Below are 14,393 nucleotides of genomic sequence, written 5' to 3'. Positions count from 1 at the left end.
AGGAAGAATACGATGAAACACATTGCAGGCAAGGCAGCGCTGCTGGCGCTGAGCATGATCCCGGCTTCGGCTTACGCATCACACTGGAGCTATCAGGGGGAAGCCGCACCGGAGCACTGGGGCGAGCTGGACGAGGCGTACAGAACGTGTAAAAGCGGAATGTACCAGTCGCCCATAAACATCGATACCACCACAAAAGGCCACATTGCTCCGCTGGAAACGCGCTACATTGACGGCCCAATCACCCTGACGAATAACGGCCATACTATCCAGGCAAGTGAAAAGGCGGACACGCGGGATAGCATCACGCTTGATAAGCAGACCTGGACGTTACAGCAGTTTCATTTCCACGCACCATCCGAAAACACGGTGCACGGAAAAAAATACGCAATGGAAATGCATCTGGTGCACAAAAATGCCAACGGCGAACTGGCGGTCGTTGCCGTTATGTTCGATCGGGGTGCCGCAAATCCCGAGCTGGATAAGCTCTGGGGCGTGATGCCGGGACAGGTTGACCAGAACGTCACGATTAAGCCACACCTTGATATGAATAAATTACTCCCTGCGGATAAAACCTACTGGCGCTTCAGCGGCTCTCTGACCACGCCACCCTGCTCAGAAGGGGTTACGTGGCTGGTGCTCAAGCACCCGCTGACCGTTTCTGCCGAACAGCTGCAAAAATTCACCCATACCCTGCATCATGAAAACAGCCGGCCGGTGCAGCCGCTTCATGGCCGGGTGGTTGTTGAATAGGTCGATTTTTCGCCCTGATATCCTGTGCTGAAATGCGACGTAGATCGCAAAGAAGCACCATAATCTGCTGCATATAGCAGCAGATTATCCCGGACAAGAGGTTCATTTATTCAGAAATGATGAGAAGTTACGGGAAATTGTAAGCGCCTATAAAATATTCATTTATTCATAACACAATGATTTAAATAGCGAATAATCCTATCCGAAAAGTTTGACTGGCGATTCCTTGATCTACAACAGAGGATTGTTCAAAGTTTGGCCTTTCATCTCGTGCAAAAAATGCGTAATATACGCCGCCTTGCAGTCACAGTATGGTCATTTCTTAACTCATGCGCATCGGACACCACCAGCTCAGAAATCGCCTGATTGCAGCCCCAATGGCAGGTATTACCGACCGGCCGTTCAGGACGCTGTGTTACGAGATGGGAGCAGGTCTGACCGTTTCCGAGATGATGTCGTCTAACCCGCAGGTTTGGGAAAGCGATAAGTCCCGCCTTCGGATGGTGCACGTTGATGAGCCAGGTATCCGCACCGTGCAAATTGCCGGAAGCGTGCCTGAAGAGATGGCAGATGCCGCGCGTATTAACGTGGAAAGTGGCGCCCAGATTATTGATATCAATATGGGTTGCCCGGCCAAAAAGGTGAATCGCAAGCTTGCAGGTTCAGCCCTTCTGCAATACCCCGATCAGGTGAAGTCAATCCTAACGGCGGTTGTCAGCGCAGTGGACGTTCCTGTTACGTTGAAGATTCGCACGGGTTGGTCGCCGGAACACCGTAACTGTGTAGAGATTGCCCAATTGGCCGAAGACTGTGGCATTCAGGCCCTGACCATTCATGGACGCACTCGCGCCTGTTTGTTCAACGGAGAAGCTGAATACGACAGCATTCGGGCAGTTAAGCAGAAAGTTTCCATTCCGATTATCGCGAATGGCGACATTACTGACCCGCTTAAAGCCAGAGCTGTGCTCGACTATACGGGAGCTGATGCTCTGATGATAGGACGTGCCGCTCAGGGAAGACCCTGGATCTTTCGGGAAATCCAGCATTATCTGGACACTGGGGAGCTGCTTGCCCCGCTGCCTCTGGCAGAGGTAAAGCGCTTGCTTTGTTCGCATGTTCGGGAACTGCATGACCACTACGGCCAGGCAAAAGGGTACCGAATTGCGCGTAAACACGTATCCTGGTATCTCCAGGAGCACGCTCCAGATGACCAGTTTCGGCGCACATTCAACGCCATTGAGGATGCCAGCGAACAGCTGGAGGCGTTGGAGGCATACTTCGAAAATCTTGCGTAATGAAATAAAGAGCTGACAGAACTATGTTCGAACAACGCGTAAATTCTGACGTACTGACCGTTTCTACCGTTAACTCTCAGGATCAGGTAACTCAAAAGCCCCTGCGTGACTCGGTTAAACAGGCACTGAAGAACTATTTTGCTCAACTGAACGGTCAGGATGTTAATGACCTGTATGAGCTGGTACTGGCTGAAGTTGAACAGCCACTGTTGGACATGGTGATGCAATACACCCGTGGTAATCAAACCCGCGCTGCCCTAATGATGGGCATCAACCGTGGTACCCTGCGTAAGAAACTGAAAAAATACGGCATGAACTAATTTCGATTAGCTAAATGCTTGTTTAAAAAGGCGCTACTCGGCATGGGGAAGCGCCTTTTTTATCGCCCGGAACCGTAAGCGTCAACGCTTTGTAAACCTTCTCTTTCCCCACTTTTCAACGTCCGCTTTTCGTGTATATTTCCACCACCTGAAAGCTCTCTTTTCCCGGAATGACGCATGATTCGTAAATACTGGTGGCTGGTCGTTTTTGCTGTCTCTGTTTTCATTTTCGATGCGCTGCTCATGCAGTGGATTGAGCTGATGAGCACCGAAACCGATAAATGTCGCAATATGAACTCCGTGAATCCGCTCAAACTGGTGAACTGCTCAGAGCTGGAATAATTTCTCTACCGGGTTAGAAACCTGTTTACACCCAATAAAAACAGGGGTTTAAATCACTTTTCGTCATTTCCTGACGATGATAATGTCTGTGCCCTTTCCGACCGCTCATGCTTAACGTCCCTCAGCGAGTGAACAGACCATGCTGGTTAGCCAATACAACCAAATCCTTGTAGCCATCTCCTTTGTGGTCGCCATACTTGCTGCCTATACCGCCCTGAATATGGCGGCGCGCGTCGCCGGAAGCCGGGGAATGGCTGCACGCGTCTGGCTGGCGGGTGGCGGTGTTTCGATGGGTATTGGCGTGTGGGCAATGCACTTCATCGGCATGCTGGCGATGGACCTGTCCATGAGCATGAGCTACAGCGTCGCCCTGACCGTGTTCTCAATGGTTATCGCCATCTGCTCGTCAATGTTCGCCCTGTGGCTCGTCAGCTGCGAGCAGCTGCGTTTACGCCGGCTGCTTCCCGGCGCAGCCGTGATGGGAACGGGTATTGTCGCTATGCACTACACCGGCATGGCGGCACTGAACGTCACGCCGGATATTATCTGGGATAAAACATGGGTAGCCATATCCGTGGTTATTGCCCTGGCGGCGTCACTGGCCGCTCTCTGGCTGACGTTCCGTTTACGGCATGAAGCCGCGCGAATGGCATTGATGCGGCTGGGGGCGGCAATCGCCATGGGGATCGCCATCGCCGGTATGCATTACGCCGGCATGAAGGCCGCACAATTTCCGATGTCAACGGTGGTTCACCATCACGGCATTAACGGTAGCTGGCTGGCGGTACTGGTGAGCGTGGTCGCGCTCGCGATTCTGGGGATCACTTTACTGGTGTCGATGTTCGATGCCCGCCTTCAGGCTCGTACTTCGCTGCTGGCCTCTTCACTGGCAGAAGCTAACCGTGAACTCGCGCAGCTGGCGTTACATGACACGCTGACGCGCTTGCCCAATCGAGTCCTGCTGGAGGATCGGCTCGATCAGGCCATCAGCAAGGCCGATCGCGAGGGAAACCATTTCGCGCTGATGTTTATGGATCTCGACGGCTTTAAAACCGTTAACGATGCCTACGGTCATGACGTCGGCGACAAGCTTCTGGTCGCGGTGACGCAGCGTCTGCTGTTGCAGCTAAAGGGCCAGTACACGCTGGCGCGTATTGGCGGGGATGAATTCGTTCTGCTGGCCGAAACCAGCAGCCCGGACGATGCGGCCTCGCTGGCCAATTCGCTGGTGCGCGTCATTGACAGCCCGTTCCATCTCGATCCTTACGAACTGATGGTCACGCTGAGCATTGGCATCGCGCTTTATCCGCACGATGGCAAAACCGATCGTGAACTGATGTTTAACGCCGATGCTGCGATGTATCACACGAAGCATATGGGCCGCAACGGCTATCACTTTTTCCAGCCGTCGATGAATACGCTGGCGCAGACGCATCTTCAGCTGATGAATGACCTGTGGCAGGCCATCGCCCGTAACGAGTTGCGTCTGCTCTATCAGCCAAAATTCCACGCTCCTGCCGGGCCGGTTCTCGGATTTGAGGCCTTGTTACGCTGGCAGCACCCAAAACAGGGCTTACTGTCTCCCGACCTGTTTCTGCCGCTGGCGGAAAAAACCGGGCTGATTATTCCGATGGGTAACTGGGTTATCGACGAGGCCTGCCGCCAGCTGCGTGAATGGCATCTTCAGGGTCATACGGACTGGTCAATGGCGGTGAATCTTTCAACGCTGCAGTTCGAACAGCCGTCGCTGGTGAAAACGGTCCTCGACTGTCTGGCGCGCCATAAGGTTCCGCCCGACATGCTCATTCTGGAAGTGACCGAGACCACCGCGATGAGCAATCCGGACGAAAGCGTTCGCCTCCTGACGGCGCTGACGGATGCCGGCGTCAAAGCGTCGATAGATGATTTTGGAACGGGCTACTCAAGCCTTCTCTATCTTAAGCGTCTCCCCGCCTGTGAGCTGAAAATCGACCGCGCTTTCGTCAAAGAGTTAAGTGGAGAGAGCGAAGATGCGACGATTGTCTCGGCGATTGTCGCCCTGGCAAAAACGCTTAACCTGAAGGTTGTAGCGGAAGGGATTGAAACCGAGGCGCAGCAGCAATTTCTGACACAGCTGGGGTGTAATACGCTTCAGGGTTATCTGCTGGGTAAACCGATTACCGCGCAAGCCATTGAGGAACAGTGCCGGCACGGCGACATGTCGCCACCCCGGATGCCGTCATGAGGCTGTATCGTAACGCATCGGCGGCACCCGCGTAATATGCAGCGTCGCCAGAATATGATCCACCAGCGCCGGCGCCTGTTTGTACAGATTAAAACTGTTGCTGTTCATTAACCAGTTTTTGATTATCCCACTAAAAAAGCCGTGAAAAACAATCAGCGTGAGATCGATATTTATCTCTGAGGAGATCGCGTTCCCCGCAATGCATTGCTCCAGTCTCGTACGAAGAAAATCGTCGTTTATCCCAATGCGCCTGCGTATTTCATATTCTGAAATCATATCGTCATGAAATTCACACTTATGATACAGGATTTGTAAAAGAGCGCACTGTCGAGGCTCCCGCGCAATATACTGTAGCGTAACGATGAACTGTTCACGCAGTTTTAACAGCGGATCGTCCCCTTCCGACAGTAACAGCCTGTCGCGAATAACCTCGCGCAGCGGTAATTGTTGCTCCCAGATTGCGTTAAATATTTCTGATTTACTGGAAAAATGCCAGTAAACCGCCCCACGAGTCAGGCGCGCAGCATCGGCAATGTCCGTCAGCGTGGTGTTAGCCACGCCGCGCGCCGCAAACAGCCCGATAGCGGCTTCAATCAGCTGTTGACGGGTCTTTTGAGCCTCTTCTTTCTTTTTACGCGCCATACTCTGCTACTCATTACTCATGCGGTTAATACATCAACAAATCAAAATAAATGGACCGTATAAATTAAAGTATTCACCATCGTCCGTATCGAGTTTGCACAAAAAAAGTCAGTCTCTTTAATTTATAATTCGGGTAAATGAATTGAACGCATTTAATTCATAAGAAATATAAATGTAGCCAGCAAAAATAATTTTGTGGTTTCCCTGGCAGAAATATAGCGTTGAATGCACGCAAACAGATGCCGCTTGTACTTTTCGATGCCTTTCTCAGCACGTATAAATTAAAAAACATTAATTACCCTCATTATTATACGCCACTACATTTTATTTTTGCCTCACGCCCTTTTACCGATTCACGGCCAGTATCGGCTTAAGGGTGATTTAAGGAACAGTAATGACGAATTATTTCAGCCGCTTACCCTTATCCGGTTTAATTGTCTGCGCCGCGCTGCTCGCCGGGTGCGATGGACAAGAAAATCCACAGCAGCATCGCCAGGCTCCTCAGGTCAGTGTTCATATTGTTAAAAGCGCGCCACTGGCGGTAACCACCGAATTGCCGGGCAGAACGGACGCGTTTCGCGTTGCGGAGGTTCGTCCTCAGGTTAGTGGTATCATTCTGCACCGTAATTTTACCGAAGGCAGCGATGTCAAAGCGGGTGAATCCCTTTATCAAATCGATCCTGCTACCTATCAGGCAGCCTATGACAGCGCAAAAGGTGAGCTGGTAAAAGCGCAGGCGGCGGCAAACATTGCCCATCTGACGGTAAAACGCTACGTCCCGCTGGTCGGTACGCAGTACGTGAGCAAGCAGGAATACGATCGGGCGGTAGCAACCGCCCGGCAGGCGGATGCGAGCGTCGTTGCCGCAAAGGCTGGCGTTGAAAGCGCGCGGATCAACCTTGCCTATACGAAAGTCTCCTCGCCAATCAACGGACGTATTGGCAAATCCAGCGTCACCGAAGGGGCGCTGGTCACTAACGGCCAGTCGACGGCGCTGGCAACGGTTCAGCAGCTCGATCCCATTTATGTCGATGTGACGCAATCCAGCAGCGATTTTATGCGTCTGAAGCAGACAAGCCTGCAAAAGGGGGACGCCAGCAGCGTCGAGTTGCTGATGGAAAACGGCCAGCCTTATCCGCTGAAAGGAACCCTACAGTTCTCGGATGTCACGGTAGATGAAAGCACCGGCTCCATTACCCTTCGCGCCATCTTCCCGAACCCGCAGCATATGCTGTTACCGGGTATGTTTGTCCGTGCGCGCATTGATGAAGGTACGCAGCCGAACGCCATTCTTGTTCCGCAGCAGGGCGTAACCCGTACACCGCGCGGGGATGCAACCGTCCTTGTGGTAAACGATAAAAACCAGGTGGAGCCTCGCACTGTTGTTGCACCGCAGGCCATTGGCGATCGCTGGCTGGTGACGGAGGGGCTGAAAAACGGCGACCGCGTCATTACCAGCGGCCTGCAAAAAGTTCGCCCGGGCGTCACCGTTGTGGCTATTCCTGATACCGCCGCCACACCGGCCAGTTAAGGGATAACGACATGGCTACTTTCTTTATTCAACGGCCTGTTTTCGCCTGGGTACTCGCCATCATTCTGATGATTGCGGGCGGGCTGGCCATCTTACAGCTGCCTGTCGCGCAATATCCCACTATTGCCCCCCCGGCAGTTGCCGTGACGGCCACCTATCCTGGCGCTGATGCCCAGACGGTTCAGGACACCGTGACGCAGGTTATCGAACAGAACATGAACGGCATCGATAATCTGATGTACATGTCATCTACCAGCGACTCTGCCGGTAACGTCACCATTACCCTGACATTCGAATCGGGTACGGATCCTGATATTGCGCAGGTGCAGGTTCAGAACAAGCTTCAGCTCGCCATGCCGCTTCTGCCGCAAGAAGTGCAGCAACAGGGGATCGGCGTGGAAAAATCCAGCAGCAGCTTCCTGCTGGTGGCTGGTTTCGTTTCGGATAATAAAAGCCTCACTCAGGACGATATCTCCGACTATGTTGCCTCTAACGTAAAAGATGCAATTAGCCGTACTTCCGGGGTTGGCGACGTGCAGCTTTTCGGTGCGCAGTATGCAATGCGCATCTGGCTGGACAGCAACGCGATGAATAAATACCAGCTGACGCCGCTGGATATCATTAACCAGCTGAAAACGCAGAACGATCAGATTGCTGCGGGCCAGCTGGGGGGAACGCCGTCTATACCTGGACAGCAACTCAACGCCTCAATTATTGCTCAAACGCGCCTGAAATCGCCGGAAGAGTTTGGCCGGGTCACGCTGAAGGTGAACCAGGACGGCTCAATGGTCCACCTGAAAGATGTGGCCCGCATCGAGCTGGGTGGCGAAAACTACAACATGGTCACCAAAATTAACGGTCAGGCCGCAACGGGACTGGGGATCAAGCTGGCAACGGGCGCAAACGCGCTGGATACCGCTGCCGCCATCAAGAGCAAACTGGCGCAATTACAGCCTTTCTTCCCTCAGGGTCTGAAGGTTGTCTATCCATACGACACTACCCCCTTCGTGAAGATTTCAATTCATGAAGTGGTGAAGACGCTGTTTGAAGCGATCGTTCTCGTGTTCCTGGTGATGTACCTGTTCCTGCAAAATCTGCGGGCGACCCTGATTCCGACAATTGCCGTGCCGGTGGTATTACTTGGCACTTTTGCGGTACTGGCTGCGTTCGGCTTCTCCATTAACACGCTGACGATGTTCGGGATGGTACTGGCGATAGGCCTGCTGGTCGATGATGCCATCGTAGTGGTCGAGAACGTTGAGCGCGTCATGGTTGAAGACGGGCTGCCGCCAAAAGAGGCGACGCAGAAGTCGATGGAGCAGATCCAGGGCGCTCTGGTGGGCATAGCCATGGTGCTTTCGGCGGTGTTTATACCGATGGCGTTTTTTGGTGGTTCAACCGGGGCTATCTATCGCCAGTTTTCACTCACTATCGTCTCCGCAATGGCTTTGTCGGTACTGGTGGCATTGATTTTAACCCCTGCCCTTTGTGCAACGCTGCTCAAACCCATATCCAGCGAGCATCATGAAAAGAAAGGTGGTTTCTTCGGCTGGTTTAACGCGCTTTTTGATAAGAGCGTGGAGCACTACAGCAACAGCGTGAGCGGCATATTACGTAAAACCGGGCGCTATCTGCTGGTGTACGTCATCATAGTCGGCGGCATGGCGGTACTGTTCCTGCGCTTACCTACCTCCTTCCTGCCGGAAGAGGATCAGGGGGTGTTTATGACGATGGTTCAGTTACCGGCAGGTGCGACGCAGATGCGTACCCAGCAGGTGCTCGACCAGGTTCAGGACTACTATCTGACGAAAGAGAAAGCGAACGTCGAATCGGTCTTTACCGTAAACGGGTTTAGCTTCAGCGGTCAGGGCCAGAACTCCGGTATCGCGTTTGTCAGTCTGAAGCCGTGGGAAGAACGTCCGGGCCATGAAAACGGCGTTGGAGCCATCGTCAGCCGCGCGACGAAAGCGTTCAGCCAGATTAAAGATGGCCTTGTATTTCCGTTTAACCTGCCCGCTATTATTGAACTGGGCACCGCAACTGGCTTCGATTTCGAACTGATCGATCAGGCAAACCTGGGGCATACACAGCTAACGCAGGCGCGTAACCAGCTGCTTGGCCTGGTGAGGGAACATCCTGAATTACTGGTCCGCGTTCGCCCTAACGGCCTGGAAGATACGCCACAGTTCAAGCTGGATGTCGACCAGGAGAAGGCACAGGCGCTGGGGGTGAGCGTGTCTGACGTCAATCAGACGATTTCAACCGCGCTGGGTGGCACCTATGTAAACGACTTTATCGATCACGGACGTGTGAAAAAAGTCTACGTTCAGGCTGATGCACCCTTCCGCATGTTGCCTGGAGACATTAACGGCCTGTATGTGCGTAGCGCTAACGGCGAAATGGTGCCGTTCTCCGCCTTCAGCAGCTCTCACTGGATTTACGGTTCACCGCGTCTGGAGCGCTACAACGGTATGCCATCTATGGAGATCCTCGGTGAGTCAGCGCCAGGTAAAAGTACCGGTGAGGCGATGGCAATGATGGAAAGCCTTGCGTCGAAATTGCCTGCTGGCATCGGTTACGACTGGACGGGGATGTCATACCAGGAACGTCTCTCCGGTAATCAGGCTCCGGCACTGTACGCCATTTCACTGATTGTGGTGTTCCTGTGTCTGGCAGCGCTCTATGAAAGCTGGTCAATTCCATTCTCGGTTATGCTGGTCGTGCCCCTGGGGGTAATTGGTGCGCTTCTGGCGGCTTCCATGCGCGGCCTTAACAATGACGTTTACTTCCAGGTTGGGCTGCTCACGACAATTGGCTTATCCGCCAAGAACGCCATTTTGATCGTGGAGTTCGCCAAAGATCTGATGGATAAAGAGGGTAAAGGGATTATTGAAGCTACTCTGGAAGCCTCGCGGATGCGTCTGCGGCCTATCCTGATGACTTCTCTCGCATTTATCCTTGGCGTTATGCCGCTGGTAATCAGTAGTGGTGCAGGTAGCGGTGCACAAAATGCCGTCGGGACGGGCGTTATGGGAGGAATGTTGTCAGCAACGTTGCTGGCTATATTCTTCGTTCCTGTTTTCTTTGTAGTAGTCCGAAGACGGTTTACAAAGCACAGGGATTAAGAAACGATAAAGGCACCTCGGGTGCCTTTTTTATTCCATTGTTTTCTGGAAATAAAAAAACCGCCTCTCCACATTTCCTCCATTAATAATGTCCATCCTTCTTTTTTCTCCATGATTTTTACAATTCACACAAATTGAGATTATTCCCCGTGCTGCGCGGGATTGTTGCGGTGGTAAAATATCAACCAGTTCGTTAATTGCCGCATCGGCTTTATAGCGAATAAGCGATTATTTTGAGGTAACATCATGAAAAGATTCATTTCCGTTGCACTTCTCGCTGCGCTACTTGCTGGATGCGCGCACGACTCTCCATGTGTACCGGTATACGACGATCAGGGCCGACTGGTTCACACCAATACCTGTATGAAGGGCACCACCCAGGATAACTGGGAAACAGCAGGTGCGATTGCCGGAGGCGCCGCTGCAATAGCAGGCCTGACGCTGGGTATTGTCGCTTTGACCAAATAAATCAGCCTTTAAAAGCGCGGCAATGTCCGCGCTTTTATTTTTTCTGATGTATTCGTTTTCTGTATTTCGTCAGGGCTTTTCTGATATCAACGCTATTCTTTAGCCTATATTATTTTCCACCACTCCCCTTATTCTCACGCCTGGATATTCAGTTCACCGGGCGCTGACGTGCAGCATTTTATCTCTGCAATACAGGCTGATTAAAAGGCTTTAATACACCCGCACGGTATTAACATTGCGGGTAAATAGAGGAGGAAGAGGTTGATTAACGGAAGCTATAACGCAAAAAGGCCATCCTTTCGGATGGCCTTTCTACTTGTTTGATGTCTGGCAGTTCCCTACTCTCACATGGGGAGACCCCACACTACCATCGGCGCTACGGCGTTTCACTTCTGAGTTCGGCATGGGGTCAGGTGGGACCACCGCGCTAAAGCCGCCAGACAAATTCTTTTACTTCTTGCCGAACTTTAACCTAAGTATAAAGTGGTGCTGATACCCAGAGTCGAACTGGGGACCTCACCCTTACCAAGGGTGCGCTCTACCAACTGAGCCATATCAGCACGCTAAATTTGATGCCTGGCAGTTCCCTACTCTCACATGGGGAGACCCCACACTACCATCGGCGCTACGGCGTTTCACTTCTGAGTTCGGCATGGGGTCAGGTGGGACCACCGCGCTAAAGCCGCCAGGCAAATTCTGTTAATCTGTATCAGGCTGAAAATCTGTCTCTTCGCCAAAACATCTTCGGCGTTGTAAGGTTAAGCCTCACGGTTCATTAGTATCGGTTAGCTCAACGCATCGCTGCGCTTACACACCCGACCTATCAACGTCGTCGTCTTCAACGTTCCTTCAGGACTCTCAAGGAGTCAGGGAGAACTCATCTCGGGGCAAGTTTCGTGCTTAGATGCTTTCAGCACTTATCTCTTCCGCATTTAGCTACCGGGCAGTGCCATTGGCATGACAACCCGAACACCAGTGATGCGTCCACTCCGGTCCTCTCGTACTAGGAGCAGCCCCCCTCAATTCTCCAGCGCCCACGGCAGATAGGGACCGAACTGTCTCACGACGTTCTAAACCCAGCTCGCGTACCACTTTAAATGGCGAACAGCCATACCCTTGGGACCTACTTCAGCCCCAGGATGTGATGAGCCGACATCGAGGTGCCAAACACCGCCGTCGATATGAACTCTTGGGCGGTATCAGCCTGTTATCCCCGGAGTACCTTTTATCCGTTGAGCGATGGCCCTTCCATTCAGAACCACCGGATCACTATGACCTGCTTTCGCACCTGCTCGCGCCGTCACGCTCGCAGTCAAGCTGGCTTATGCCATTGCACTAACCTCCTGATGTCCGACCAGGATTAGCCAACCTTCGTGCTCCTCCGTTACTCTTTGGGAGGAGACCGCCCCAGTCAAACTACCCACCAGACACTGTCCGCAACCCGGATTACGGGTCTACGTTAGAACACCAGCCATTAAAGGGTGGTATTTCAAGGGCGGCTCCACGCAGACTGGCGTCCACGCTTCAAAGCCTCCCACCTATCCTACACATCAAGGACCAGTGTTCAGTGTCAAGCTATAGTAAAGGTTCACGGGGTCTTTCCGTCTTGCCGCGGGTACACTGCATCTTCACAGCGAGTTCAATTTCACTGAGTCTCGGGTGGAGACAGCCTGGCCATCATTACGCCATTCGTGCAGGTCGGAACTTACCCGACAAGGAATTTCGCTACCTTAGGACCGTTATAGTTACGGCCGCCGTTTACCGGGGCTTCGATCAAGAGCTTCGCGTTGCCGCTAACCCCATCAATTAACCTTCCGGCACCGGGCAGGCGTCACACCGTATACGTCCACTTTCGTGTTTGCACAGTGCTGTGTTTTTAATAAACAGTTGCAGCCAGCTGGTATCTTCGACTGATTTCAGCTCCACCCGCAGGGGCTTCACCTACATATCAGCGTGCCTTCTCCCGAAGTTACGGCACCATTTTGCCTAGTTCCTTCACCCGAGTTCTCTCAAGCGCCTTGGTATTCTCTACCTGACCACCTGTGTCGGTTTGGGGTACGATTTCGTGTTACCTGATGCTTAGAGGCTTTTCCTGGAAGCAGGGCATTTGTTACTTCAGCACCGTAGTGCCTCGTCGTCACACCTCAGCGTTAAAAGGTACCGGATTTACCTGGAACCTCCGCCTACATGCTTAAACCGGGACAACCGTCGCCCGGCTAACATAGCCTTCTCCGTCCCCCCTTCGCAGTAACACCAAGTACAGGAATATTAACCTGTTTCCCATCGACTACGCCTTTCGGCCTCGCCTTAGGGGTCGACTCACCCTGCCCCGATTAACGTTGGACAGGAACCCTTGGTCTTCCGGCGAGCGGGCTTTTCACCCGCTTTATCGTTACTTATGTCAGCATTCGCACTTCTGATACCTCCAGCATGCCTCACAGCACACCTTCAACGGCTTACAGAACGCTCCCCTACCCAACAACACATAGTGTCGCTGCCGCAGCTTCGGTGCATGGTTTAGCCCCGTTACATCTTCCGCGCAGGCCGACTCGACCAGTGAGCTATTACGCTTTCTTTAAATGATGGCTGCTTCTAAGCCAACATCCTGGCTGTCTGTGCCTTCCCACATCGTTTCCCACTTAACCATGACTTTGGGACCTTAGCTGGCGGTCTGGGTTGTTTCCCTCTTCACGACGGACGTTAGCACCCGCCGTGTGTCTCCCGTGATAACATTCTTCGGTATTCGTAGTTTGCATCGGGTTGGTAAGCCGGGATGGCCCCCTAGCCGAAACAGTGCTCTACCCCCGAAGATGAGTTCACGAGGCGCTACCTAAATAGCTTTCGGGGAGAACCAGCTATCTCCCGGTTTGATTGGCCTTTCACCCCCAGCCACAGGTCATCCGCTAATTTTTCAACATTAGTCGGTTCGGTCCTCCAGTTAGTGTTACCCAACCTTCAACCTGCCCATGGCTAGATCACCGGGTTTCGGGTCTATACCCTGCAACTTAACGCCCAGTTAAGACTCGGTTTCCCTTCGGCTCCCCTATACGGTTAACCTTGCTACAGAATATAAGTCGCTGACCCATTATACAAAAGGTACGCAGTCACCCCATAAAGAGGCTCCCACTGCTTGTACGTACACGGTTTCAGGTTCTTTTTCACTCCCCTCGCCGGGGTTCTTTTCGCCTTTCCCTCACGGTACTGGTTCACTATCGGTCAGTCAGGAGTATTTAGCCTTGGAGGATGGTCCCCCCATATTCAGACAGGATACCACGTGTCCCGCCCTACTCTTCGAGTTCACAGCATGTGCATTTTCGTGTACGGGACTATCACCCTGTACCGTCGGACTTTCCAGACCGTTCCACTAACACACAAGCTGATTCAGACTCCGGGCTGCTCCCCGTTCGCTCGCCGCTACTGGGGGAATCTCGGTTGATTTCTTTTCCTCGGGGTACTTAGATGTTTCAGTTCCCCCGGTTCGCCTCGTTAGCCTATGTATTCAGCTAACGATAGTGCAACGGATTGCACTGGGTTTCCCCATTCGGACATCGCCGGGTCAAGGGTTCATATCACCTCGCCGGCGCTTTTCGCAGATTAGCACGTCCTTCATCGCCTCTGACTGCCAGGGCATCCACCGTGTACGCTTAGTCGCTTAACCTCACAACCCGAAGATGTTTCTTTCGATTCATCGTC

Annotated in this window: 9 protein-coding genes, 1 tRNA gene and 3 rRNA genes; 8 read left to right on the top strand and 5 right to left on the bottom strand. The window is 52.7% G+C overall.

Annotation, left to right across the window (positions count from 1 at the left end):
• The first annotated feature begins 12 nt into the window (after positions 1 to 12).
• The 5 genes from MOQ06_RS01060 to MOQ06_RS01040 all read left to right on the top strand — a co-directional run bounded on the left by MOQ06_RS01060 (position 13) and on the right by MOQ06_RS01040 (position 4,934).
• Positions 13 to 753 (top strand): carbonic anhydrase family protein, encoded by a 741-nt coding sequence (locus MOQ06_RS01060; RefSeq protein WP_148422316.1) that lies wholly within the window; start codon positions 13 to 15, stop codon positions 751 to 753.
• A 329-nt stretch (positions 754 to 1,082) separates the two neighbouring features.
• Entirely contained in the window at positions 1,083 to 2,048 is a 966-nt protein-coding gene (dusB, locus tag MOQ06_RS01055) for a tRNA dihydrouridine synthase DusB (protein WP_148422314.1), read from the top strand.
• 23 nt (positions 2,049 to 2,071) lie between these two features.
• Entirely contained in the window at positions 2,072 to 2,368 is a 297-nt protein-coding gene (gene fis, locus MOQ06_RS01050; RefSeq protein WP_000462905.1) for a DNA-binding transcriptional regulator Fis, read from the top strand.
• A 177-nt stretch (positions 2,369 to 2,545) separates the two neighbouring features.
• Positions 2,546 to 2,710, top strand: coding sequence for a DUF2556 family protein (locus MOQ06_RS01045; RefSeq protein ID WP_176609355.1), 165 nt, complete (start codon positions 2,546 to 2,548; stop codon positions 2,708 to 2,710).
• Between the two features lie 139 nt (positions 2,711 to 2,849).
• Positions 2,850 to 4,934: a bifunctional diguanylate cyclase/phosphodiesterase gene (locus tag MOQ06_RS01040; RefSeq protein WP_242170039.1), complete on the top strand. Its 2,085-nt coding sequence runs from the start codon at positions 2,850 to 2,852 to the stop codon at positions 4,932 to 4,934.
• Here the strand turns inward: MOQ06_RS01040 and envR are convergent.
• Positions 4,929 to 5,576 (bottom strand): acrEF/envCD operon transcriptional regulator, encoded by a 648-nt coding sequence (gene envR / locus MOQ06_RS01035; protein WP_148422299.1) that lies wholly within the window; start codon positions 5,574 to 5,576, stop codon positions 4,929 to 4,931. The two genes, MOQ06_RS01040 and envR, sit on opposite strands and share 6 nt — an antisense overlap.
• Positions 5,577 to 5,970: 394 nt before the next feature.
• On the opposite strand from envR, the gene MOQ06_RS01030 reads away from it, so the two are divergent.
• The 3 genes from MOQ06_RS01030 to MOQ06_RS01020 all read left to right on the top strand — a co-directional run bounded on the left by MOQ06_RS01030 (position 5,971) and on the right by MOQ06_RS01020 (position 10,700).
• Positions 5,971 to 7,107, top strand: a complete 1,137-nt coding sequence (locus MOQ06_RS01030; protein WP_242170036.1) for an efflux RND transporter periplasmic adaptor subunit — start codon at positions 5,971 to 5,973, stop codon at positions 7,105 to 7,107.
• 11 nt (positions 7,108 to 7,118) lie between these two features.
• On the top strand, positions 7,119 to 10,232 hold the full coding sequence (locus MOQ06_RS01025; protein ID WP_242170033.1) for an efflux RND transporter permease subunit: 3,114 nt from the start codon (positions 7,119 to 7,121) through the stop codon (positions 10,230 to 10,232).
• A 246-nt stretch (positions 10,233 to 10,478) separates the two neighbouring features.
• Positions 10,479 to 10,700: a lipoprotein gene (locus tag MOQ06_RS01020; RefSeq protein ID WP_006178893.1), complete on the top strand. Its 222-nt coding sequence runs from the start codon at positions 10,479 to 10,481 to the stop codon at positions 10,698 to 10,700.
• A 325-nt stretch (positions 10,701 to 11,025) separates the two neighbouring features.
• Here MOQ06_RS01020 and rrf (MOQ06_RS01015) read toward each other — a convergent pair.
• The 4 genes from rrf (MOQ06_RS01015) to MOQ06_RS01000 form a co-directional block, all read right to left on the bottom strand.
• Positions 11,026 to 11,141 (bottom strand): 5S ribosomal RNA (gene rrf, locus MOQ06_RS01015).
• Positions 11,142 to 11,184: 43 nt separating this feature from the next.
• Positions 11,185 to 11,260 (bottom strand) — tRNA-Thr (locus MOQ06_RS01010).
• 14 nt (positions 11,261 to 11,274) lie between these two features.
• Positions 11,275 to 11,390: ribosomal RNA gene (gene rrf / locus MOQ06_RS01005) — 5S ribosomal RNA — on the bottom strand.
• 64 nt (positions 11,391 to 11,454) lie between these two features.
• A 23S ribosomal RNA gene (locus tag MOQ06_RS01000) occupies positions 11,455 to 14,358 on the bottom strand.
• Positions 14,359 to 14,393: the final 35 nt, after the last annotated feature.

The sequence above is a fragment of the Enterobacter sp. I4 genome (genome assembly GCF_022669095.1).
Lineage (GTDB): Bacteria > Pseudomonadota > Gammaproteobacteria > Enterobacterales > Enterobacteriaceae > Enterobacter > Enterobacter pasteurii.
Note: the sequence above shows the minus strand (reverse complement) of the source record. Positions and strands in the feature narration are given on the sequence as shown.